The 22,804-nt window shown below is 56.0% G+C and carries 21 protein-coding genes; 9 read left to right on the top strand and 12 right to left on the bottom strand.

All coding sequences use genetic code 11. The features are described 5' to 3' along the window. Positions 1-213 precede the first annotated feature (213 nt). Both AC1DNK_RS26560 and AC1DNK_RS26555 read left to right on the top strand, forming a co-directional pair. Positions 214-522 carry a hypothetical protein gene (locus tag AC1DNK_RS26560; protein ID WP_477944090.1) on the top strand — a complete coding sequence of 103 codons (309 nt, stop codon included), beginning with the start codon at positions 214-216 and terminating at the stop codon, positions 520-522. Between the two features lie 517 nt (positions 523-1,039). Next, entirely contained in the window at positions 1,040-1,228 is a 189-nt protein-coding gene (locus AC1DNK_RS26555) for a hypothetical protein (protein ID WP_477944089.1), read from the top strand. Between the two features lie 114 nt (positions 1,229-1,342). Here AC1DNK_RS26555 and AC1DNK_RS26550 read toward each other — a convergent pair whose 3' ends face one another. Both AC1DNK_RS26550 and AC1DNK_RS26545 read right to left on the bottom strand, forming a co-directional pair. Next, the gene (locus AC1DNK_RS26550) at positions 1,343-2,026 is read right to left on the bottom strand and encodes a hypothetical protein (RefSeq protein WP_477944088.1); all 684 of its coding nucleotides are present in this window, start codon (positions 2,024-2,026) and stop codon (positions 1,343-1,345) included. Between the two features lie 633 nt (positions 2,027-2,659). Further along, complete coding sequence (locus AC1DNK_RS26545) at positions 2,660-3,766, bottom strand: PAN domain-containing protein (RefSeq protein WP_477944087.1); 1,107 nt, start codon at positions 3,764-3,766, stop codon at positions 2,660-2,662. Between the two features lie 483 nt (positions 3,767-4,249). On the opposite strand from AC1DNK_RS26545, the gene AC1DNK_RS26540 reads away from it, so the two are divergent. Further along, positions 4,250-4,789 carry a hypothetical protein gene (locus AC1DNK_RS26540; RefSeq protein ID WP_477944086.1) on the top strand — a complete coding sequence of 180 codons (540 nt, stop codon included), beginning with the start codon at positions 4,250-4,252 and terminating at the stop codon, positions 4,787-4,789. 530 nt (positions 4,790-5,319) lie between these two features. Here the strand turns inward: AC1DNK_RS26540 and AC1DNK_RS26535 are convergent. Continuing rightward, complete coding sequence (locus AC1DNK_RS26535) at positions 5,320-6,183, bottom strand: L-type lectin family protein (protein ID WP_477944085.1); 864 nt, start codon at positions 6,181-6,183, stop codon at positions 5,320-5,322. 221 nt (positions 6,184-6,404) lie between these two features. On the opposite strand from AC1DNK_RS26535, the gene AC1DNK_RS26530 reads away from it, so the two are divergent. The 5 genes from AC1DNK_RS26530 to AC1DNK_RS26510 all read left to right on the top strand — a co-directional run bounded on the left by AC1DNK_RS26530 (position 6,405) and on the right by AC1DNK_RS26510 (position 11,180). Next, complete coding sequence (locus tag AC1DNK_RS26530; protein ID WP_477944084.1) at positions 6,405-6,986, top strand: NUDIX domain-containing protein; 582 nt, start codon at positions 6,405-6,407, stop codon at positions 6,984-6,986. A gap of 374 nt (positions 6,987-7,360) precedes the next feature. Further along, positions 7,361-7,861 carry a hypothetical protein gene (locus tag AC1DNK_RS26525; protein WP_477944083.1) on the top strand — a complete coding sequence of 167 codons (501 nt, stop codon included), beginning with the start codon at positions 7,361-7,363 and terminating at the stop codon, positions 7,859-7,861. Positions 7,862-8,654: 793 nt separating this feature from the next. Further along, positions 8,655-9,386 carry a carbohydrate binding domain-containing protein gene (locus AC1DNK_RS26520; RefSeq protein WP_477944082.1) on the top strand — a complete coding sequence of 244 codons (732 nt, stop codon included), beginning with the start codon at positions 8,655-8,657 and terminating at the stop codon, positions 9,384-9,386. A gap of 246 nt (positions 9,387-9,632) precedes the next feature. Continuing rightward, complete coding sequence (locus AC1DNK_RS26515) at positions 9,633-10,184, top strand: hypothetical protein (protein ID WP_477944081.1); 552 nt, start codon at positions 9,633-9,635, stop codon at positions 10,182-10,184. A gap of 144 nt (positions 10,185-10,328) precedes the next feature. Then, on the top strand, positions 10,329-11,180 hold the full coding sequence (locus tag AC1DNK_RS26510; RefSeq protein ID WP_477944080.1) for a DUF6030 family protein: 852 nt from the start codon (positions 10,329-10,331) through the stop codon (positions 11,178-11,180). Between the two features lie 201 nt (positions 11,181-11,381). Here AC1DNK_RS26510 and AC1DNK_RS26505 read toward each other — a convergent pair whose 3' ends face one another. After that, positions 11,382-11,588 carry a KTSC domain-containing protein gene (locus tag AC1DNK_RS26505; protein ID WP_477944079.1) on the bottom strand — a complete coding sequence of 69 codons (207 nt, stop codon included), beginning with the start codon at positions 11,586-11,588 and terminating at the stop codon, positions 11,382-11,384. A gap of 358 nt (positions 11,589-11,946) precedes the next feature. Between AC1DNK_RS26505 and AC1DNK_RS26500 the strand changes: the two genes are divergently transcribed. Beyond that, a complete protein-coding gene (locus tag AC1DNK_RS26500; RefSeq protein WP_477944078.1) occupies positions 11,947-12,675 on the top strand; it encodes a sugar transferase in 729 nt (242 codons plus the stop codon). A 90-nt stretch (positions 12,676-12,765) separates the two neighbouring features. Here AC1DNK_RS26500 and AC1DNK_RS26495 read toward each other — a convergent pair whose 3' ends face one another. The 8 genes from AC1DNK_RS26495 to AC1DNK_RS26460 all read right to left on the bottom strand — a co-directional run bounded on the left by AC1DNK_RS26495 (position 12,766) and on the right by AC1DNK_RS26460 (position 22,791). Further along, the gene (locus tag AC1DNK_RS26495) at positions 12,766-14,118 is read right to left on the bottom strand and encodes a TIGR03790 family protein (RefSeq protein ID WP_477944077.1); all 1,353 of its coding nucleotides are present in this window, start codon (positions 14,116-14,118) and stop codon (positions 12,766-12,768) included. Between the two features lie 104 nt (positions 14,119-14,222). Further along, on the bottom strand, positions 14,223-14,825 hold the full coding sequence (locus AC1DNK_RS26490) for a transglutaminase-like cysteine peptidase (protein ID WP_477944076.1): 603 nt from the start codon (positions 14,823-14,825) through the stop codon (positions 14,223-14,225). Between the two features lie 379 nt (positions 14,826-15,204). Continuing rightward, a complete protein-coding gene (locus AC1DNK_RS26485) occupies positions 15,205-16,113 on the bottom strand; it encodes a glycosyltransferase family 2 protein (RefSeq protein WP_477944075.1) in 909 nt (302 codons plus the stop codon). 110 nt (positions 16,114-16,223) lie between these two features. Next, the gene (locus AC1DNK_RS26480; RefSeq protein ID WP_477944074.1) at positions 16,224-16,652 is read right to left on the bottom strand and encodes an LbetaH domain-containing protein; all 429 of its coding nucleotides are present in this window, start codon (positions 16,650-16,652) and stop codon (positions 16,224-16,226) included. Between the two features lie 190 nt (positions 16,653-16,842). Next, complete coding sequence (locus AC1DNK_RS26475) at positions 16,843-19,029, bottom strand: glycosyl hydrolase family 28-related protein (protein WP_477944073.1); 2,187 nt, start codon at positions 19,027-19,029, stop codon at positions 16,843-16,845. A 13-nt stretch (positions 19,030-19,042) separates the two neighbouring features. Further along, positions 19,043-20,131: a glycosyltransferase gene (locus AC1DNK_RS26470; RefSeq protein WP_477944072.1), complete on the bottom strand. Its 1,089-nt coding sequence runs from the start codon at positions 20,129-20,131 to the stop codon at positions 19,043-19,045. Between the two features lie 137 nt (positions 20,132-20,268). Then, positions 20,269-21,387, bottom strand: coding sequence for a glycosyltransferase family 4 protein (locus AC1DNK_RS26465; protein ID WP_477944071.1), 1,119 nt, complete (start codon positions 21,385-21,387; stop codon positions 20,269-20,271). A gap of 63 nt (positions 21,388-21,450) precedes the next feature. Continuing rightward, positions 21,451-22,791 carry a lipopolysaccharide biosynthesis protein gene (locus tag AC1DNK_RS26460; RefSeq protein ID WP_477944070.1) on the bottom strand — a complete coding sequence of 447 codons (1,341 nt, stop codon included), beginning with the start codon at positions 22,789-22,791 and terminating at the stop codon, positions 21,451-21,453. Positions 22,792-22,804 lie beyond the last annotated feature (13 nt).

Raw genomic sequence — 22,804 nt, 5'->3', positions numbered from 1 at the left:
AGGAGCATATTTCTCCGAGCCTTGCGGCACGCTTTCCAGTCGCTGTCGGTCGCCATCAGCGTATCCATCAGCGGAGGACTTGGCGCGGGGTGCTTCCACCAGCTGGTTTTGTCTTGGAAGCGGCGCTCAACGCGTCGTGGCCACGGTCGCAATCGTGCTGCAGGCCCGGAACCCATCTGGAGACCCGTCGTTATCATGGAAAGGAGATCTTTGATGACCGAGAGAACCACGACAATCGCCGGGATGCCTGACATTGCGCCAGCCAGGGAGCAGCCAAGGATTGAGCCTCTTGTCGGAAGCACCGAAACGTCCGAAACCAAAACGGATACCGAGGCTCCGCGCCCGCGCGGAGAAATCGACGCGCCTGTAGAGCACGCTAACGAAACCTTCCCAGACGATCACCCGAGCCTTGAAGCACTGCGGGAGGCGTCACGCCAACATACCGACGCCTTTGTCGTAGCAACCGACCTTGAGGATGCTGATCAGCGCGAAGCTTCGCCGGGGACACGCGAGCAACCCTAGTTGGCGGTCAGTTACCGGCCGCATAAAAGTCCGCAGCTGCGCTTCAATGAAAGGCAGTTGGGAAGGTCCGGTCTGACGAGGAGATCGGACCTCCGCCTGTCTTAGAAGACAACGCTCCACCAGCACTTCCAGCTTCGCGTATAGTTGAGGTTTGAGGCGTTACCCATCCTTACGCCGGATGATCGTCGCTCCCTCGCCGCAGATCCTGCGGTAGGCGTGTTCTGTTGGAGTTATCCAGTTAGGTGACGCGTTCACTCGCTAATCTGGCAATATATTGCACTTTCTCTGTCGCCGTCGTCTTCGGCTTAATCCAGGCATCGGGCTGCGGCTTCGGCGCTGTTTTCAGCCGCGGTATTGATAGAGATCGGCGTCCCTGTTGCAACGCGGATCACGGTGTGCACGATCAGCTCGAATAGCTCGGGCTTGTTGGGTAAGATCCGAATTCCACCCGTCAATCACAATACAGTCGCAGCGGCCTCCAAGTGACGTCTCCACGTCCACGCGGGGAGTCGTGGGCGTGACAGCGTCGGATCCGTCGCTACTGGCTGGACTGCGCGACGAAAAGATTGCGGCCCGCACGCATATCGACAATGTCATTTCGATCGCCAAAGGGGGTGGAATCCTCGATTTTGCGGTATCAAGCGTCGGGATGGATACCGATCAGAAGAACCTGTTTCATCTTCGCTCCCGCGGCCAGATCCGGTAGCTGGTTGACGGCTGGGAGTTCGGAGGAGGGAACGCGATTATGCCGACGTGTCGTCAAGATCTAAGAGTTTCACTTGGCTGCCTAAGTGGCCTCTAAGAAGCACAGTCGAACGTTTCAGGCTATATGTATAGCGCGACGTCGCTTGACCCAAAGGGTCATTGCACAGAAAGCAAGGCCGGTTATCCCCGCTCCCGCCTCAGGCCCGGGTACTGCCTGCACGCTCTTTGTGAGGTTGTGGGTGCCATTACCGTTGAGACTGATCGTTCCATTCGCGAAAGAACCGGCCCAGGAATCGGCGTGGAAAGTATAGTTGTACTGAGCAAGATAATTCGTAGCGCCGTCGATCACCTGAGAGACTGTACCAGTCCAATTTAGCTCAAGCCACGCGTTAGCCCCGAAGTTGTTTGCAGTCAGCCCGTCAACGATGAAATCCGAAAGTGACCCCTTTGTCGTTGTGGTGCTGTTCGCAACATACCATGGCGACCTGCTGAAATTCAGGTTCGATGTGAACATCGACCTGTTGGAGTACGATCCCCACTCATCAGCAACCTGACTATAACCAAACATATTGGGGTCGTTCGCCGCTGCAAAGGCGATCGAAAAAGTCGACATTGCCTTGGCAATGGCCGCTGGGAGATAAACCGATTGTGCCCAGGTCTTGAAATCATTGAGCGTGCCGGCATTTGATGTGCAGGAAAGGTCCGTTGAACCCACGCCTCCGCTACAGCTGGCTTCTGCCGTGCCCCCAAGGCTCAGAGCAACGATAATTCCAGCGATCGATAGACCAAGCTTGTGCATAAAAAGACTTCCCCAGCATGCTTTTGTTTCTGATGGCAAAGACGCCCGGACTAAGCTTTTGTCAACCATAAGCTATTTCTAAAGTTAATATCGTTCCGGCCATTTCGGAGGTCTTCTGTACGGACCGCGAAGGCTGTCGCGCCGTTGAAAGGGTGAAATCGACTGCCTGCACTATGTGTTGAGGACGACAAGGTGGCTCCGTCCACGCGCAGTTTGCACACCATGGCTAGAATACAGTTACGTGGGCGTAAGCTCAGGAAGAGCTTGGTCGATTTTTCGACAGGATATCAGCGCGATCCTGCGATCACTTCCTCAAATAGCTCTTCGTCCCGCTGTCCGTCAGACAGTAGTGCCCTCCTCTCGGACCGCTGCAATACGCGCCGCCACGGCAGGAACAGTCCCCCGCGGAAGCCGGCTCCATCTCTTCGGCCTCGGAACTGAGCAGCCCGAAAGAGCCTATCGTCGCCTCGCACGACTTTGTGCTCCCGCTCACTGATCCGTCACGACAGATGAACGTTGAGCCTTGGCAGTGGTCAATACCGCCTATTCGACCGCTGCACGGAGTGTTTGCAGCCAAGGGGGTGGCAAGCAGTCCCGCGGCTGCAAGGATCGACATTCCGGTCAGCACGGCTCTCAATTCGATCGGCTCCCTGCGGTAGAGAGCAAGTTGCTCCGTGTCGGCTTGCGAGCGGGTAGCATCAGGCACATACCGTTGCGGTAGTAGTTGAAGCCTTGGCAGGATGGCGTCAGCACACATTGGTCCTGGCAGGAATCGAGCGTTGCGCCACTCAGCTTGGCGAAAGGACGGCCGACGATCTCGACATTCTTGCTCGTGCGGAACGCCAGAGAAGGGCCGAAATCCCGGCCGACACGCCTGATGTCCGTCGTCCCACCCTTGTAGCCGGACACCGCGCCCGAATACTGCATCGCCTCCGTCGCCATACCCTTGAGGAAACATTTGTTATGCGCCTCGTTGAATGTGAAGGCGCGGCAACGATCATTGCCGTCGCATTCCATTTGGCAATCTTCGACCGTGAAGAGGTCAAGCGGCATGTCAGGCAAATCATAGCCCGGGAGATCCGTATGCTCGAACAGCCGCCATGGCGGATCCTGGGGCTGTGGTGCGGGAGTGACCGTGACCGTGGTGGGCGCGTAGCTTGCGGCCGCATTGCCCCCAAATGGCACCGGATCGTTTTCGCGGCTTGAAGTTGCACCATCGAGCAGGTCGATATCGAGCCCAATCCTCTTGGCATCTTCCGCAGTCAACCATTGCATCGATGCGGGGGCGGCGTCCGTGACATAGACGATGACATTTGCACCGAGCCCCAATTGCTGGAGATAGGAACCAACGAGCGCGTTGCCTGCGCTGCTGACATCCTGCTGGCCCAATGTGTCCGTGAAGACAGCATGAAACCCGACCTTTGAGGTGGACGTTATGAACCTATGCTTACCTGCCAGCCAGGCGAACCCGCAGGAGGATGCGCAAATCGCATTTTCGCCAACCGCGGTCGAAAACCCCTTGATCGAAATGGTCCGACCAATTTCCATGCCCACACCAGCCAGGCCGCCCGGACTGCTCAGAAAGACGACCGCATTGTCGGTGGATATAGCGAGATTCTTGAACCTGATGTCGTCACCCTCGGCGAACTCGCCAGTGACGGCAATCAGGGACAAGTCATCCTTCAGCTTTTCGATTTGAATATCTGCCGCGGCGGCCTGCAACGCTGGCAGCAGAAACAACCCCGCGACTACAATACTTAGACTACGCACGACACTTGACCCCTTGCCACCCTCAGGCGAGTTAGCGTCTACGCAACTAAAAAGTCAAAGTAGAAACTGTCAGGAGGTTAACGGCGTGGCAGAGCATGTCGACCGCCGCGCAACACCATTTCAATTGAATGTCAGTTTGACATTGCTGCTCTGATGGCTGTGCACACGTTGGGGTTGAGGAATCTCGGATGCTGAAGTTCACCAAGCATGTTGTTTCGCGCCACGCCACGCCATTTAGCTGTCGCAGGCTCGGTCCAGCCTCGCACTGAAGTTCGCCGCAACAACCTCGCCCGCGGCGACACTCAATTCTACCCCTTTTGGGTGAAGCACATTGGCAACACCCCAGTAAAAGCCTCTTCAGCGTTAACTTCAGCTAACTGTTATAGTTGACGTAAAGTTAAATCTGAGGCTTTCCTACCCTGCGGTAAATCATTTCGCTCCATGGGGAACACTATGAAACTTCGATATCTGGCGCTTTCTGTGGCCATGGCGTTCTCTGCGCCTGCTTTCGCTGCACCAAGCTCCGATCCCAGCACGGTTCCGGCCTTTGGAACGTGGATCGATCAAGAGGTCTTTATCAAGCCGGCCAAGAATGGGATCGCGTCAAACGAGCATACGTATACGCTGGGTGATGGCTGGTACACATTCGGTATTGCGGCTACTGCGCTAGGCGCCAATTTCAATTTTGGTAGCTTTACTGCCCAGCTGATAAACAGTTCGGGCGCAACGATTCAGGAACTGACCCTCCTCACCGATAAGCTATCGCCGACTTTGTTCGACGCCGTGAACAATTTTCACCTTGACGCAGGAACATACAAGATCTCAATTCTCGGCTACTCAACGGGCTCGTCCTCGGGGGCCGCCGCTGCGATTTACAACGGTGTTGCTCCGGTCCCGGGCCCTGAAGCTGGTGCTGGCCTTGGTGCCCTTGCCCTCGGTGGCGTGGCCCTTTACCTGCAGCGTCGCCGTAAGGACGAGAGCGCAACTGCCTAAGGCAATTGCTGCAGTGGGATGATTTGGAGGCTCCGGTGACGGGGCCTTCCTTCATTTGCAGTCCTGTGCGATGGCGTCCTGTCAGATGGCATCTCTACGCTCATCCGTTTCGAAGTCCTTCCACCGATAAAGAACGGATGATGCCCGGACTAGGCCGGATGGAAACGGCGCTCGCCGCTCGGAGCATCTCGCTCAAGCATCAGTGGTTCCATTGGCTCACTGGTAATTCTGTCTAGGTTACCGGGTCATGTTCGGGTGGCGGAAGACCTTCTTATTTTTCCGCGCCCGTTTTAGCGGTCGATCCGTTATCCCTGACATCGAAGCTGGAGCTGAGCATTTCGCTCAACGCCATCGCCAACCCTATCCTTCGACGCAGGTCGAGGCAGTTGGCGGTCAAGGCCCCGATTGGGGCCGGCCGGCGCTCGTCCCGTGCGTAAATGGGCGGAAGCTCAATTGTCGCAACATTACACGAGGTCCAAAACAAAAATGGCCCCATTGCTGGAGCCAAGTTTGAGATTTCAGTCAGAAGCCTAAGCCGTGGCGCCTTCGATCTTGCGCCGGCGCTTGGCCCAGAAAGCGATGCCGCCTATGGCCAGCGCACCGAGGCCCGCTCCGGCTTCCGGACCAGGAACAGCCGTCGGCGCATAGCTTGTATCAAGCTTGAAGTTCGAGATGTTCTGGTAAGCAGAAGCACCGCCGGTGCCACCGGTGAAGCCAATGAAGACGTTCTGACCGAGATCAGTCAGATCGAAATTCAGGCTCTTGGAAATCGACTGTCCGGTACTGGCGTTCGTGGCCGTGAAGCTGAAAAGGTCGTTTGCGTAGCTGAACGCAACCGAAATCAGGTTCGTCTGGTTTGCGCCAAGCGAAAAGTTGCCGTTGCCGCCATTTTCGTTCTGCGCCGCCTCTGCAGCGGACGGAAAGGTCGCCGTCGTGAAGATAAACACAGCGTCGTTCGCCCAGCTCTGGAAGCCGATGCCAAGTGCATTGGCCAAGTAATAGGCACCAATGTTACCGCCTTCGCCGCCGTGCGCGTTAACGCCGGCGCCGTCGTTTTGAATAATGAAGGACGCACCGTCCGCCTGTAGGCCGCTCGTGCCGACACGTGACAGATTGAGATCGAAGGAGCCGTTGAAGCTCAGGCCTTCGGTCGCGTAAGGTGTCGGAACAAAGGCTGACATCGAGGTGAATCCTGTGCCGTTGCCGACATTGAGGTCATTCGCGCTCGACGTTGCGCCATTGTTCAGGTGCAGCGTGCTCAGATCGATATCTTCGGCATAAGCGCCAGATATAGGCAACGCCGCTGCGAACAGCGCTGTGGCCAAGATTGCTTTGGCAAGAAATTTCCGTGTCACTTTATTCCCCAAGATACGCAGGTTGATCGATCCGCACAAAATTAGCAAAGCCTGAAGCTTAACAAAGTGTCAACGCAAACCATTAGTTGAAGTTAATTTGCAGCCGCCCTTTTCTGGGCTTTTATCGATTAGACAGAGAGAAAACCGGCTTTTACGCGCCAACACGACTAAAACCCAAGCGGGCTTGATGCGGTTGGCTGTTGACTATTTCTGCGTCTATCTTTCCTAGCGTGCCCAAGAATTCAATTGGAGCAAAGTCCTTGTCGGCAGCCATTCTCTCCTCGCAGTTACTCTGCAAAGCGTGGGGAACGCTAACGGAACACACCTTACGCTATCGTCGTCCCGACGGAAGCAGCGCCGAAATATCCCGAGAGGTATATGATCGAGGCCAGGCGGCGGCCGTTCTCTTACATAATCCCGAACGCGATACTGTCGTGCTCGTTCGCCAATTTCGCCCGCCCCTGCTTATCAACAATAGCGATCCCTACATTCTGGAGGCTTGCGCCGGCGTTCTTGACGGCGATCCCCCGGAAGATTGCGCACGGCGCGAGGCGCTGGAAGAAGCCGGCATAGTGGTGAACGATCTGCGCCTGGTTTCGGCATCCTACGGCAACCCTGCGGCACTCACGGAGGTCGTCAGCATGTATATCGGGACTTTCACCGACATTGGACGAACTGCCGGCGGCGGGCTCGTTGATGAAGGTGAGGATATCGAGGTGATCGAGATGCCGTTCAACGTAGCTTTCTCGATGGTTGCCTCAGGCCAAATCGTTGACATGAAGACGGTCATTCTGTTGCAGGCAATGAAGATAGAGCGAATGGTCGACGCCGGCCGGGGCTGAGCTTTCTAGCACTTCCTGAGGATCGGGCCGTTCACGTTGCTTCGGGCAGGCACCTTAAACGATCGTCCTTCTAGGTGTGCAGGCCAAATCTTCTGGAAGTCCAACTCTGACAGGCCGGTCAGCACGCCGCTGCGGCCCGGCCGGTTTGCCACAACGCTCGACGCTTTGCCAACGTTCATCGGTCGCTCGGCATTCTTGAAATTAAGCGCTGCGCTTTGGTTGAGCAATCCAGATATGATGAAACCTAAGCGCGGCGATCAAATCCGAATTCGACATACGGTTTAACTTAGTTCTTTCTGTATAGTTGACTGCTCGTTAATTTTACTGCTTTGCTGCAGTGCGGTGTATTTTTTCGACTCTAATGGGGACTACATATGAACTCGAAGTATCTTGCCCTAGCGGTGGCCTTGGCGGTCTCGACGCCAGCCTTCGCTGCTGCGCCCGTAAGCGACACGCAGACGGTGACAAATGGACTTTTTGACGCTGAGTGGACGTTCAGCGTCATTGCAAACAACATCTACCAGGTTGACCTCAGCGCCATCTCGTCAGCCTTCACTAAGGTAACGGGGACGTCGTCGGTGGCTGCCACGATCTTCGACAGCTTCAACAACTACGTCGCCGACGTCGGCGTAACCACAAATAAAAGCAAGCCGGACGCCTCGAATTGGACCTCGTTCACGGCCCTTACTGGTGGCACCTACACGCTCGTATGGGCAGGCTCGTCGAACAAAGTGACCACCACTGCGACAGCGAAGGTTTCCAACATCACCCCGGTTCCGGGTCCAGAAGCCGGTGCCGGCCTCGGCGCTTTTGCGATTGGTGGATTGGCTCTCTTCATGAAGAGCCGCCGTAAGGACGAGCCGCTCGCAGCCTGAAGCTGAGGAGCCTGCTAGAATATTCAAAGGGTCCATCTGATGGGCCCTTTTTTATAGCAACTACCTGGCACGGGGTGCAGTAACATCCCAGCCCAATTCCCGCCCGCAAGCAAAAAGACCCGCGCATGGAGGCCACGGCGGGTCTTCGCGCCTGAATGGGGTACAGGCTGGCTGCTTTTGCGGTGCTGCCACGAAACAAGTAAGCACACTACCATTTTCTGCGCAATGCTACCATTTGATGAGCCGGGAAAGCGAAAATTGCAGGCAGGATGACCGCGCCTGCGAGAGACCACGCCCGCGCATGTTCGGAACGGAGCTCGAGGTGGCCATAGTTTGGCTGTTCACCGCTCAGAGCGATGCGACCACCCTGTCACGCCGCGAATTCGTTCATCTCGTCAAGGTCTCATCGTGAGATGTTGCACGCGTGCTTCACCCATTCGGGCTACTCGAACAGCAAACCCGCCGGAGGTCTCGTTCCGGCGGGTTGTCTGCCTGCTTTGGGGCAAGCTGGCGGCTGCGGTGCTGCCAACTTTATGTAAGCACGCTATCAAATTGTCAGCAATGCTACCTTGTGGTTAGTCACACGATTTCTCGCGTCTTATTGGGTAGGAGGTATTACTACGTGGCAAGGCTGGTTTAGCAGATCTACTATGCCTTAATCGGCATTCAAAAACCTACCGTAACGATGCTTTGTGACAATCCAGTACACGCATCGGATGCTTTGTGATATGCTTGTAAAGAAGCAACAATCACGAATAACGTAATAACTATGTATTAGTGCATGCAGAGGAACATGGTTGACTTTGTCTTAACGGTGCTGTTTAAATATGCTGCGGTGCGAAAGATTTTTGTTGTAGATTGGGGTATTCCTATGAAGAGAACAGTTATGACGGCGGTTGCGGCCAGTGCGTTGCTCGCATCCGCTTCGATTGGCTTTGCTGCGAATGGCGACGTCGTAAAGAACGGCAACTTCAGTTCCGGCCTTGGCGACTGGAATGTGAGCGGCGGGACGGTCACCTCGCAGAGCAGCCAAGATTATGTTGATCACGCTGGTGGCTCCGGCAATAGCGGCACCGGTCTATTCGCTGCCTTCGGCGCCGGCGACAATCCGAGCGGCACCCTTTCCCAGGTGCTGTCTACGGTTATCGGCGGGCTCTACACGGTTTCGTTCAACTACGGTGGTTTCGGTTCGCAGGGCGGCAACGCCCAGACGCTGACTGCAACCGCTGCTGGTTCATCGTCATCCTTCACCGTCGGCACTGGACAACTTACATCGGCTCTGAACTACGTGATGACCTCGGCCGGTGCGTTTACCTTTACCGCGACTTCGACTTCGACGCTGCTGAGCTTTATCGGTTCGGGCGCGACAGCTAGCGCCGACCTGCTGCTTGACAACGTAAAGGTTGTTGGCCCTGTTGCGGTTCCTGGCCCCGAAGCCGGCGCTGGTCTGGGCGCTCTCGCTCTTGGCGGCATGGCACTTTGGATGAAGCGTCGGCGGCGTTCGGACGTTGCTGCAGCGGTCTGAAACGGGATTTCATCTAACTTTTAAAGGCCCCTTTTCGGGGCCTTTTTCATAATATCAGGTATGCTGGCGACGAGCGTGGCGCGGTTTTATAAAGCTGTCCTGCGTGACGATGTCACAATGCCTTCAAGTTGCTGTTAAATCACCAATTAGCCCAACATTAGTCACCCTGTATAGCTAGACAATGCTAATCCTTTATGAGCATTAGGACTTTGATAACCATAGCTCCCAACATGGTAGATTAGTAACATGAGCATCAAATCAATTGCATTGGCCGCTGCGCTCGTCGCCGCGGTGGTGACGTCGGCAAATGCCGCGTCCCCAAATCAGATCAACGATGGCAAGTTCGAAAGCGGCTGGGGTGACTGGTCGAAGGTCAAGAGTTCTATTGGCACGCTCGATGGCTCGAACGCAGCGAAGATCGGTAATGGCACCGCGCTCGGCGTTATTGCACAGTACTTTTCGGTCGCTGCCGACGGCCTATACACGCTAGCCTTCGACTTCAAGTCGATCCAGAAGTTGAACTTTTCGATCACCGACGTTGCGTCCGGTATGGCCGTCGTATCGAACAGCATCATTGGCGGTGTCGCCGGGAAGTTCACCACTTCGCTATCACTCGACGCGGACAACCTCTACTCCATCTCGTTCAGCAGCCTCAATGCGAAGGTCGATAACGTCTCCGTGCGAGCAGCGGTGGCTGTTCCTGGTCCTGAGGCTGGCGCGGGCGTTGGAGCTCTGGCCATGGGTGGAGCAGCGCTTTGGATGGCACGCCGTCGCCGTGAAGCGGCAAACGCTGCTTAATATCGTTCATTCGACACCGGTACCAGAAGAGGCTCCCCCGTGGGGCCTCTTTCATTTGATGGAACAAGCCGCAAGCACTGCCTTGCCTGCCAAGCTTTTCAAATTGGCAAAGCATCGCTAACGTCACTGTGACAAGAACGTCGAATGGCGCAATTGAACGCAGAGAACAACAAAACCATCAGCAATGACAAAGCTGCGCCCGCTCCAGTCAGGAGACGCGTGATGTGGCTGATGATTGCATTCTCAATATCGATTGTCTTGTCGACCGTTCTCTTGTCGAACAACATGAAGCATTTGAAGTCGCTGATGGTAAAGCTCGGATACAAGCCTTCCGTGGCAAGTATCCAGCCCCCGCCTCTCTTCCGTCAGGGAAGAGTGTTCAAGCCGGGTGTCGTCAAGTTGCTTCCGCGTCTCGTTGCTGCTCCCGAGCCAGCGCTTGCAGGCGCCTTTCTACGCGCTTGGCGACGGGATGGCCGTCAATATTGCGATGCGGTGCGCCGAGCCCGTATCGATGTTTCTGAATGGGAAGGCTCAGAGCTTTTCGAGACTGGGACATATGAGTGTTCCTTTGAACGATCCTGGTCCGATGGTCCCGAAAAACGCTCCGTCTTTTACCTGGTGCGCGGCAACTCTTCAGGGGCGATCAGCACGATCCGCGCAAAGCTTGTTAATCCGAAAACAACGCCAAACGGCGAGCTCGCTACTGATACGGCGGCTGCGCTGGCTTCCTTCGTCGCCGCCGCGGGATGGACGGATCTCAGCGAAGAGACTGCAGGGTCGATCGCGAAATTACAGGATGTCAAGTTCGAGGCATTCGGCGCGGTCCTGAGCTTTTCGCGAGAGCCCACCAGCAGGGCAAGCTTCAACCTGATCCTAGCCACCTCGCCGGCGACCGATCTGCAAAAGAAGACTTCTGCCTACTTTGAAAGGGAAAACTGGCTACCGCTCAGTTATCAGAGCTCACGCCACCCTCTCGCCGACGGTCAGGCGCTTTAGTACGCCAGAACAGTGGCGTTCCCACACATATCCTGTGCCGCTACCTGATGATAGCGAATATCAGTCCGACCCAGCACATCGCTGAAAGTTCAGTCGCGACCATAAGACTGAATGCTCGATCCGTCATAGGTTCCCCCCAGCCGACCTCCATCGGCTATAAGAAGTATATTCCCCTATCCGAAAATGTCCAGATGATGACACTTACGCGACACGCCGAAACTGTGTCCTGATGTGGTCGATATAATGCTGGCCTGGAGATTCGGCAGTCACCATCTCCGAAACCGCCTCTTCGGTGACGCCCGTGAACAATCTCGTCTCGCCGTTCTTGAACGCAAGACGCAGTTGGCCATCCGCTGGATCGAAAAACACGGACTGGATGATCCTTGAGGAAATCGCGACTTCTTTCATGTCCAAACCTCGCTGCTGTTTCCAAAAGTTGTGGCAGGGAACCTCCAATATTTGCTGAAACGAGGTAGTTAATTATCCTTCAAAAGCTCACTGGCAGTCACAGGTGACGTAACGTGAGCCTTTCGCCAGCGTCACGCTCGTGCCGTGGTGCGATTGTCATGCAAATGCCGGGAATCTAACACTTTAGCGGTAAGTTACTGCCCTTGCAGGGGCTTTTGCGCACCCACGGTTGCTGCAACGCAACAACGTTCCCAAAAATAGACGGCGCGAATTAACCTTCTGTTAATTTAACGGGTGACGCGAAGCTTCAGTTAAAGTATGGATTTTGCAGCCGTAAGAGGAGCAGAGTATACCCGAAATGCTGACAGCTGCGACCAAAGATAGCCAAAGCACTATATTTGAGGCTGACAAAATCTCTTACCCGCATGCGAACGAGAATTCGCTCGCTTATGCTGGAAAACCGAGTGTCCCGGCCGCTCGCAAGATTGAGTTTGCTCTCAAGCGGGCGCTCGATGTCGCGGTCTCTGGCTCAGCATTGCTTATCCTGGCACCGGTGCTGATCATTATTGCATTTTTGATCCGGCTCGAAAGTAAGGGCTCTCCGCTATTCACGCAGCTTCGCTGGGGACGCGGCTGCACGAAGATCAAGATCTACAAGTTCCGCTCAATGCGCAACGACGCCGGAGATCCAACCGGTGTGCGGCAGACCGTCAAGAACGATCCCCGTATCACCCGGGTAGGCGCGTTCCTCAGGAAGACGAACCTCGACGAGCTTCCGCAACTTTTCAACGTGCTTCGCGGCGACATGTCGCTCGTTGGTCCCCGCTGCCACGCTATCGGCATGCTTGCCAGCGGCGTGCTTTATGAGGATCTCGTGCCGGAATATCATCGCCGGCACGTCATGCGGCCTGGACTGACGGGTCTCGCCCAGATGCGCGGCCTGCGCGGGCCGACCGATCGTGCATCAAAGGCTCGCGCGCGGGTTCATGCTGATCTCTACTATGTCGAAAACTTTTCGTTTCTCTTCGACGTGGTGATCCTTCTTGGAACCATCCGCTCCGAGCTTACGCGCGGCCAGGGTTTCTGAGATCTGGCGCTGACGTCGACGATCTTCCGATCAATCCTCGGTGTTTGCGACAGACCGGCGATCTCGACGACCGTGAACAGGGCTGCAAACTTAGCCGCCATTTCCAGGCCTTGGCCCAGCCCCAGTTGGAAGCGGCATGATCGCCAGCATGATCTTACTATGGTTGCTCGGTCCGAGGTTGACCTGACCGATTTCATCGCCAGGCTTCATTGAGCGAGCATAGGAAAACTCCGCCAGAAACTGCGGCGTCCCACTTTCCACGGCGTAAAGGCCGAACTGGACAATGCCCTCGCCGCCATCCTTGTTCCCAATCGCTTCACGTTCTTCCAGGTAGGATCGGCTATGTCTGTTGGCGATAAGCGTGACGGTCGAGCCTTTGAGCTTTGCGTCAGCAACGGGGAAAGGACGCGCGAGCGGCTCGCCGACGAGCAACCCTTCCGTCATCATGTCGATGCTTTTCCAATACGCCTCCAGAATGCTGTCCCCACGGAGGTAGTTGGAAAGAACGCGAACAGGGTCGGGAAACTTGCCAGGAAAATTACACGGCTCCCGAACGGTTCCAAAGGACGCCGTGGCGCCGGCCCTTATGAGCGCGGTGATGGGGGTCTGATGCCGCTCATCGGCAATAGCTCCCCCGTATGATGTCAGATGGTCTGCGTAGGCGCCTGGACGAAAGCGAAGAGTCTCCAGATCCTTCAAAACGGCCAGCCCGGTCTGGTAGGCTAATACGTCCGTTTTTCCCGACAGCGTCTGCGCTTTGACGACCGAGATCGCGACCTCGTTGGCGAGTTCGGCCGACGTACGATCCATGGACGCTTCGCGAGGACCGGAGCGGGCTTTGTCGCCTGTCTTGACCAGGAAAACAGTGCCTTCGGGGTCAGTCATGTCTGCCGCTGCGCCGCGCTCGGCGAGGGCCAGACTATCACTGGCCCCGCCGCCGCCATAAAGAAGCATTGATGGCCTTGCCTGAAGCGAAGCCCCCGCAGCAGCGCCCGCGTCCGCATTGCGCGGCGTGACATTGCAATTGCCTTTCCAGGACATTGTTTCGATCCCTTGCGAGAAAGCCGAGGTGATCGATTGATTGGAATCGACGCGGTAAGGCTTGTCGAAAGCCAAGGTATAGGCTGCAAGGCCGGGATAGGCGGGCGCGCTCTGCAGCTTGGCGATTTCGCGCACAAACAGATGGCGCGCGATATAGTTTACACGCGGTAGAGCTAGCGTGATGATATTTGAGGGCGGAATGCCTCTCAGCTCTGCATATCGGGTTCCGAGCTCGACTGACTGCGGATCATTACCGTTGACGATCACCCCCATCGTGGCGGGCACTATGACACGCTGCTGTGGAGACGCTAGGGGAAGGACGGGCAGGTCCGATTGGCCGAAAGCCGGAACACCTGAAAGGGAACTCGACACGGCAAGAAATGCCAATATGGCCGAACGCATTCGATTGGATGCCCTCAAAATCAGACTCGATTGAGAAGCAGATTAGGCCATGGCGGGAGGAGGCACAATCGCCCTCTCCATCTGAGGCGGCGCTGGCGATCCAATCAGGTCTCGGAGACGACCTTGACCCACTCGTTCGGATTGCTGCTCGACTGGACGCTGACCCAGCGATAGCCGGTGCGGTTCCATGCCACGATGCTGTTGCGGAGGTTGTCGAGTACAAAGTCGCCCTGATCCGTCCTGACCGTGAGAATGAGATGGCCTTCATTGCGTGGGGTGACGACCACCGAGAGCGACAAGGCCGCGGGCGCGACACCGAGACGGATCAATTCGTCGCGCTTCTGGACCGCATAGTCATTGCAGTTGCCCGATGTCGTAGTCAAAGACCAATCGACTGTGCCTTTCTGGGCGTCAGGTGCGATGCGTTCGTTAACGCTTCGGTTCACGCCACTGATCAGGCTCCAGGTGCGGTCGGTTAGTGTAAGTCGCCGGCCGCCCGCAACGCGCTTGCACTGCGCCGCGTAATTCATGCAGAACATGACGTAACCGATCGGGGTCGGCTGTTCATTCGCTTCCAGCAGTCGGCTTGCCGGCTTGACCGGGAGGTTGGCTTTGGGCGAAGGCAGGCGGGGCAAGGCCACTGCCGTCGACGCCATCATGGCAATCATCAGTCCTGTTGCAAGCGCACTCCGAAACAAAGCTGCCATTTGATTACCCCTGTTCATCTCTGTTGGATCGAACGTAACGGGGCCTGCTTGAAATCGGCTGAAGCAAAAGGCGACAATTTTATCGATGTTGTGAATTGATGCACTTTTGTTCGATCAGCGAGATCCAGCCCCGGCAGCCTCCCTCTGCTGCATCGAACAGGATAATCCCCCGGGGCGCAGAGCAACAATTAGCCACTTAGGGCCAATCGCTAATCTTGTTGTATTAGGAAAACGCGTGTTTAAAAAACCTAGCTTAGGTCTCACACGCGTGGCTTCATTGCCGATGCGACGCGATGGGCTCGTGAAGCACAAACTTGTGATCTGTTGCTACGCGCCTGCGAAAGTGCAATGACCGGCGGACTTATCCGACATCCAACAACTAAAGTGAAAGGCCCGTGAGCTTCCTAAGTTCACCTTTGATCGCCTGTTTGTCCCTGAGGTTCGCTATCGACCGCTCGAGCTCCATCGCCTTGGAACCGACCAGGAACCGGTACCAATAGCCCTGCAGGAAATGATAGGTCGTACCCTCCCTCCCATCAAGGAAACCCAACTGCACAACGTATCGCAGCAAAAAATAGCTCAATGCCGATAGCGTGTAGGGAAAGCGGTTATAAACCTTGTATTTGACCCATTTCTTCAACGCGGCTTGCTTCGAGGTCGAGCCGGCGCCGGCCGCGCCGGAACCGAGAAAGTCGTATTTCTGATTGAGTATTTCGATCGCTTCACGGGTTGCATACTTGTTGTGCTTGTCCACGAAGAAGCCAATGTCGTTCAGGTTATGGTCTGCGAAACCGCCTTTGAAATGAACGACGTCACCGCTTGTGACGAATATGTGCTCGTCCATCCATCTCTGCTCAGTCACCCCAAACCCCCGGCGAAACGTCCTGAGCAATCGCAGAGGATAACGCCCGCCCCACTTGATCCACCGTCCGAGGAAGATGTGCTTGCGATCAAAGGTAACGCCGTTGACGGTCCCAGGCAGCTTTACAAGATCTGCTTCAATCACAGCGGCCAGGTCCGGTTCAATATACTCGTCCGCGTCCATGCGGAAAATCCAGGTGGCTTCGGTTGCAATATGCTCCAGGCCCCATTCGAACTGATCCGCTTGGTTTTTGAAGGGGTGTTGCAACACCTCTGCTCCGAGACTGGCCGCAATTTCTACTGTCCGGTCGGTCGAAAAGGAGTCAATGACGTGAATTGAGCGAGCAATCCGTTTCACCGAATGGATTGCGCGTTCGATGTGCTGGTCTTCGTTGTAGGTCAGTATGACGACAGCGATGTCGGCCATTCTAGCAGTCTCCGGAAGATTCGGCACTTTCGAGCCATTTGTGAAATATGATGCAACGATTTTCAGGCAAACTGTCCAGAAACGCTTTTTCCAACGTCTCCGCCCAGATGTTAGGATTTCCGCTTTCTAAGGGGAACGGCAGGGTTGCCAGCGTAAACCATATGAGGCTCGAGATCCTTGAAAGCCACACCGCGCGCGCCAAGGACCGCATGTTCGCCGATCCGAACTCCAGGACCAACGAACGCTTGCGCAGCGACCCAGGAGTTCGCCCCGAGCACGATCGGCTTGGTTTGCAACTGAAAGTTTGGATCGTCGATGTTATGGGTGCCGCCGCATAAATACGCACCCTGAGAGACGAGGGCATAGGGCCCAAGTTCGATCATGTCCATGCAGTAGCAAATCACGTCCGGTGCCAGGCAGGCGTGATCGTGCATTGTTAAATTTGATGGGTACCAGACTTTAACGCCAGGATAGACTTTTGCGGTCGAAGCAATTTTCGCGCCGAACAGGCGCAAGATAAATCGCCGCCAGGCGAACATGGGTGCTGGCGTCCATTGAGCGAAGACAACCCAAACCGCAATCCAGATAAGCCTCGTCATCCGGTGGCGAAGCGGGAAGCTCGGACCACCCTCACGGGCGTTTATCACTGACGCATCTAAAGGTGACACTGTAAACCCTTTATTTGGTAACTATGGGGTGCCCAGCCTGCCGTCGCTGAACGCTTGATCATCATGGCTTTTGTGACTTGTCTACAATCTTGTTCTTAACTTGGTCGAACAGGTTTCCGGCCAGAAGCATGCGCGAGACCGACTGGTCAGCGAGGATGCCCACATCCGACTGCGCGATCGAATTTCCTTCGATGAGAATATCCTCAAGGCCGGACCCTTTATTGTCAGATCCCAATAGCTGAATGGAGCCATTACTTAAAAGCTTGTTGTTACGAACGACGACGCCAATGATCAACGGCGCGCTGGCATCCCTCGGCGGTTGCGTCCTGATCTGAATCAGACCTCGCCGCCCGATAGGGGCGCTCGCAATTGTGTTGTTCAAAATCTGAACATAGATCAGTGGTTGGAGCTCTCGATATTTCAGACCCCGCAGGAAGATCCCATCGCTTCGCTCAAATGTGTTGTCGGCGATGACGTGGTTGATCGAGGTGCCGAAGAACTGGAGCGCGCCGGTGTCCTCGAAGTGATTTCCGATGATGAGATAGTTTTCTTGCGCTGGCCCGACCACGGCCTGAGTACTTTGATCAGTCGCCGGGACGCCCTCTTCAAGCACTATTCCACCGGTCTCATCTGTGGCGGCTATCCGTTTCACAACTCCGCGTCCCTGACCAGTCAAAAATATGACGTCCCCGCCGATACACTGCGCAAGCTTTGCCGGATCGATGCTGGCGCTGGAAATCTGCAAGCGGTCTGGTCCATCGGATTGCACTGGCCCGGCATAGCAGCCGCCCGGCCCATCTGATGTCATCGCCTCTCGGTCCCATCCCATTAACCGCGTGAAGCTGTTGTCTTTAAATATAATGTTCTTTGACAAAGGTTGGCCGGCAGAAAACAACGTGTTGATGCCACCGCCGGTACTTTGCAGATCGGCGCCAATCACGGCGTTGTTCTCGAAGACGAGATTGTTCGAAACCGAGATAGAGTACCACCCGTAGCGCCCATTATAGAGCTTGTTGCCGGCAACGCGGCTGTCGCGCGCCGAATTCAGGTAGAGCGAGCGCCCGGAGGACAGAATGTCCGAGTTTGTGACGCTGAGGTTGCTGCCGCTTAGCCTGATGGCATCAGGGCCGCCGGAACTCCAGCGAAGCGCGGTTGCCAGGCGCTGCTTGATATCTTCGCCGGACAAATGACCGTAATATTGATTGGCGCGAATGCGGATCCGATCGATCTGAATGTTTCGCGCGTCGGCAATCGGCTGCTTGCCGTCGAAGCCACCTGCGATGATGTGGTTGTGCAGGCCGGCCGCGATCGAAAGATTACTGATGCCAAAGTCAGTCCGCCCCGAGATCATGACATCAGGCGCAGGCTGCTTGTCGTCAAGAAGGATCGAGGTCAGGTCCTCTCCTTCGCCTTGCAGAGTGACCAAGGACGGTATTGAAACGGTCTGCGAAACGAGAAATATCCCGCGCGTCAGCCTAACTGTCCCTCCTCCCGCGCGTGCCATAGCGGCAAGTGCATCATTTATGCGCCCTGTGTCGTCGGTCTTTCCGTCGCGGGCCGGCACTGTGATGAGCCTTTGTGAGATGGCAGGCTGTGGTTGGATACTTATGTCTGCGATGGCAGGCGCGGCCGCTTCAGACCCATCACCATTCCACAGATTGGCGTGGTAAAGACCGGCCGGGATCGGACTATCGACAGTGAAGCGACCGTCCCAAAGATCTGCCTGCGAGACCGGCAACCGGGTGTGGCGCCCATCTGCTGCTTCGAGAACAAGTGCCGCACTCGCCGTCCGGGCGATGTTGCGGCCGAAGACCCTGACCAGTCCTCTACCGTCGGCGCCAATCTCGGCGCGGGACCAGTAAACTGCTGGTGCATTGAGTGTCACATTTGACGCGCCATCTGTCGTCTTGACCTCAACGTCGTATTGTCCGGAAAGAAAATTCCCCGGAACTTGAAACTTCAACGATGTATCTGTTCCCTGAACGATGGATACCGCGTGCCTCTCATCCTGTCTGTCATTCAAGTTTCGGATCGAAACAACGGGGCTGCGGCCGAAACCTTCGCCAATGATCATAGCGGTTTCGCCAGGCTTTACGGGATCGCTCGCCCAATGGATTTCCGGCGTTCGAGCCCAAGCGGCCTGACCCGTTAGCGAAAAGAAAAGACTTGCGAGCAAATAGAAAAACCAAGCCCTTCTCCTTCCCGCAGGGAAGAAAAGATGGGCGCCGGAGGGATGTCCTGTTTTCAACCTCGCCACCTCGCTATGAATACGAGCCGAACGCGTTGACCAGCGCTGTTGCGACGGTCCTGCGCGAGTAACTTGAACTGACAAGGCCGCGAGCTGCAGCTCCCATCACTGCCACTTCCTCGGCCGCCAATCGTGAGGAGGCGTCTAGCGCGTGAGCGAGCTCGTCCTCGTTATTGGTAATTTCTATAGCGGCACCCTTTGTGAAGCCATCGGGAAGATTGCATGCAGCCGTCATCAGGGCCGGCCGGCCGGCTGCCCAACCCTCCAGGATCACCATAGGCAGCCCCTCACTGTGGGAGGGCAGAATGACGAAGGTGGCAGCCGACAGCGTCGCTAACCTGTCATTTCCATATTGGGGGCCAACATAGCGCACGTTGCCATAGCTGGAAGACAATTCAGCAACGGACGCCTCAAAGCCGTCGAGCTGATCGACCCAACCGGCAAATACCAGCGCGCACTCCTCCCTGAACGCAGCCGACGTGTCGCAGGCCCTGCGCCACGCCTGCAAAAGTTCAAGACAGCCTTTCTTTTGATGGATCCTGCCAAAATAGAGATAGATTTTCTTTCCTCTGAGACTGTCATCATACCAGGTTGGAAGCTCGGGCTCCGAGCCTGGTATATCGACGAAATTAGGGATAAGAATATCCCGGCAGCCCGGTACTGCCGCATGCACATCTGAAATCTCTTTGGTTGTCAGGGCCTGTACAAACGCGGCGCGCTTCAGAAAGGCATTTTGATAGGTCCGCGAAATGACGGATTTGAGTTTCCGCGACCGTGCAAGAATCCAGCCCTCTAGCATGCCGTGCGGCACGACGGCATATTTCCCGCCGGTCAACCTCGACCACAGGTAAACCGCAAGGCAATGGAACATCCACACACCGTGCACGTAGACAAAGCCGGGGCGTCTGCGGATGAGTGCTGCGATCATCTCCGGAGAAAAGCCAAACCGTTGTGAGATCACCGGCCTGAACAAGCGAATTTGCGTTCCCTCGTAGAGCGAAAGACTTGCTTCGCTTTCGGCGTCGGCGAATGCCCAGATCTCGGTCGTGACTTCACTATGTTGGCGCAGCGCAGAGTTGACGAGCCGGACGACTTCGGACACCCCACCTCCAATCCTGGAGATCGAGGGGACCACGATCAAGACGTCCAATGGCTTTGACTGACTGTTCAACTGCGCTATTCCATCCACGTTATGCCATCATTCCCCGCTTGCGCGAGCTGTAACTTCCATAAGCGCAACTAAGCAGCGGGGCGCACAATTGCTGCCGATGCTTTTGCAAACTGCCTGACGTCTCCAAGCTCGGCCGAGCGGCTGGCTTCCTGTGAAAATCTGGTCCACAGAGCCTCGTCCGTCCCAAGCAACTTCATGAAGAAGGCCATTCCTTCAGGATTATCGGGCTCGACAATGAACCCGTTTTTTCCTGACCTGACCAGATTGTCGCGTGCGCCGCATACGTCTGACAAAACCACCGGCAAGCCCATCGCCTGCGCCTCGATTACGACGTTGCCGAACTGCTCTTCGACGCTCGGCAGAAGCAAAGCAAGCGTTGAGGATAGTTGGCCAGCAATCTCGTGGCTCTGAAGGAAACCTGTAAAAACAACCTTCCCCCTCGCAATTGTCGCGGCCTTCTCACGAAGCTCCGCCTCCAGGGGGCCCGACCCGCAAAGGTGCAAGGGGCGCGGTTGCTCCGACTGCGCGCAATATAGCCGGTAGGCCTCAAGAGCGACGAACAGGTTCTTCTTTGGAACGAAGCGTGCCACGATCGTGAAGTGACGGTCGGCGAACGATACCCCCGCCGGTGCTGGCACATTGCCTGCCATCTGTCGAATGCGCTCAATCGAAAGTGTATTATACTCCGTGAATATCCGCTCCTCGCGAATTCCCATCATCCGCATATAGTCGCGCGAGCGCTTGCCCGACGCAATGGCAGCCTGGTACGGGAGGAAAAACGCCGTTTTCGCAACCTCGCGCCACAGGCGCCGGTCAAGGTCGTCGAATTTTGAGCACCCCATGACATAGACCCGCCGGCCCAGTGCACGAAGCATAAGCCCGGCCAAGAAGATCCCGGGTTCGTTGTAGTTGCACAAGAACACGTCTGTTACTTTGTTCTTCTTGCAAGCGCGCACGATGGTGAGAGCCAGCGTCAGAGCGGGGACGTCACTGAAGCTCTTGTCGCGAAAAAGCGTTACCTTGCGGAAGCTGTGCCGGCTCTCACTTTCCCAAGCATAGTCTTTGCTTGTGGCAAAGAGTTCAAGACCGATGACTTCTGCGTGCGCGCCGATCTCCCGGGCAACCGCATCGCACCTGTCTGCATGCATCGGGCCAAAATTTTCCCATACAAATCCAAGGCCCTTCAAACTTCAACTCTCCGTTCCTGGCGCCGAGGCAGCCATTTTCTAACGATCGTTTCCTTCAAAGGCCTAGGAATCCCCGCCATTATTGACGGTCCTGACCATGAGTTTTCGAAGAACTGCAACGAGAAGCACTGCCTCTCCAACGGCGATCGCCGCCCCAACCGATGCCAGATCGGTCTGCAGGAGCGTCGGCGCTAGCACGACGCAAAGCGCTACGGCTGCATAGAGATGTGAAAACTCCGACTGCCGGTTTGTTGCGACAAGTGGGGTAGCGGCCGCGGTCCAAACCGCGTTGGCAATAACGGCGGCGAGAAGGAAAATGAAAAGGTGTGCCGGCGCATCGAGCTTTCCGTGGGAAAGAAAGGCAAGAGCAGTTGGGCCAAGGGAGACGACCGCAACGGCGAATGGGATCGTCGTCAGCAGCGCAATGGCTATATTGAGTGTTGTTATGCGTTTCACGAGCGAATGATTGCCACTGAGGATTGCTCGGGTCAGTTCAGGAATGCTCGGCCTGATGAAGAGGCCCGAGAACTGCAAAGGTATGCGTGAAACCGTTCGAGCGGCGCCGAACACAGCAACGGCTGCCGGACTGTAGAACCAGCCCAACGTCAACAGCGTGCCTTGGAGAATGAGTGCGTTCGACAGGGTCAAAAGCAAGGCAGCGAATGAAGGCTTTGCAAGGCGACGCAATGTTGTGCGTCTGGCGGAGCCGAACCCGAATGTCACCCAAGGCTCGAGGCGCTTCAAATAGCCAAGATAGACGATATACCCCGTCAGACGGATCAGAAGATAGCCTGCAGTTACAGCCAGCAACCCACCGCCACATAAGACGGCAACGAGCGCGAAAGCTCCTTCCAGGAAAAACAGCGTCCCACTCATGACCGTTGAGGTCGCAAACTTGTTCGTGGCGCGATAGACGACCGACAGGAGGCTCATCTGTGTCGCCACGATCGAGTAGATGACAAAGACACAAATCGAGATCGCAAGGTTCTTCTGGCCGAAATCACCTGTGTCCGTCGAACTGGCCGTCAGATAGAGATAAGCCGAGTACGCGACAGCTACAGCCGCGATGGCCGAAACAACCGAAATCAGGAAGACCCAGGCGCTGTGCAGGATTTCAAGCGCCTCGCCGTACTCCGCATTCGCGGTGCGCTGGGTTATTTCGACCCCAGCAGCAGTGCCGATCCCGAAATCGCTGAGTTGAATATAGGTCGGGATAGTGCACAACATCAGCCATATCCCATAACCCTCCGCACCCCAGTGCGCAGTCAGCACGGGAATGGTCAGCAACTGGATCACAAGGATCGAGACCTTATCGCCGAGATTGGCCACCACACCGCGCAGCAGCCGCCCACGCGGCGTCTGCGAACGGGCAGTGGACCAAAGTCCAGGCAAAGTCTGAAGCATTTCAAGCCCCTAT

It is taken from the genome of Rhizobium sp. 01N424, from assembly GCF_056399485.1.
Note: the sequence above shows the minus strand (reverse complement) of the source record. Positions and strands in the feature narration are given on the sequence as shown.

Coding starts and splice junctions, on each gene's coding strand:
- AC1DNK_RS26560 (WP_477944090.1), top strand. CDS start 214: ATGACCGAGAGAACCACGACAATCGCCGGGATGCCTGACATTGCGCCA.
- AC1DNK_RS26550 (WP_477944088.1), bottom strand. CDS start 2,026: ATGCACAAGCTTGGTCTATCGATCGCTGGAATTATCGTTGCTCTGAGC.
- AC1DNK_RS26540 (WP_477944086.1), top strand. CDS start 4,250: ATGAAACTTCGATATCTGGCGCTTTCTGTGGCCATGGCGTTCTCTGCG.
- AC1DNK_RS26525 (WP_477944083.1), top strand. CDS start 7,361: ATGAACTCGAAGTATCTTGCCCTAGCGGTGGCCTTGGCGGTCTCGACG.
- AC1DNK_RS26520 (WP_477944082.1), top strand. CDS start 8,655: ATGGTTGACTTTGTCTTAACGGTGCTGTTTAAATATGCTGCGGTGCGA.
- AC1DNK_RS26515 (WP_477944081.1), top strand. CDS start 9,633: ATGAGCATCAAATCAATTGCATTGGCCGCTGCGCTCGTCGCCGCGGTG.
- AC1DNK_RS26510 (WP_477944080.1), top strand. CDS start 10,329: ATGGCGCAATTGAACGCAGAGAACAACAAAACCATCAGCAATGACAAA.
- AC1DNK_RS26505 (WP_477944079.1), bottom strand. CDS start 11,588: ATGAAAGAAGTCGCGATTTCCTCAAGGATCATCCAGTCCGTGTTTTTC.
- AC1DNK_RS26500 (WP_477944078.1), top strand. CDS start 11,947: ATGCTGACAGCTGCGACCAAAGATAGCCAAAGCACTATATTTGAGGCT.
- AC1DNK_RS26495 (WP_477944077.1), bottom strand. CDS start 14,118: ATGCGTTCGGCCATATTGGCATTTCTTGCCGTGTCGAGTTCCCTTTCA.
- AC1DNK_RS26490 (WP_477944076.1), bottom strand. CDS start 14,825: ATGGCAGCTTTGTTTCGGAGTGCGCTTGCAACAGGACTGATGATTGCC.
- AC1DNK_RS26485 (WP_477944075.1), bottom strand. CDS start 16,113: ATGGCCGACATCGCTGTCGTCATACTGACCTACAACGAAGACCAGCAC.
- AC1DNK_RS26480 (WP_477944074.1), bottom strand. CDS start 16,652: ATGTTCGCCTGGCGGCGATTTATCTTGCGCCTGTTCGGCGCGAAAATT.
- AC1DNK_RS26460 (WP_477944070.1), bottom strand. CDS start 22,791: ATGCTTCAGACTTTGCCTGGACTTTGGTCCACTGCCCGTTCGCAGACG.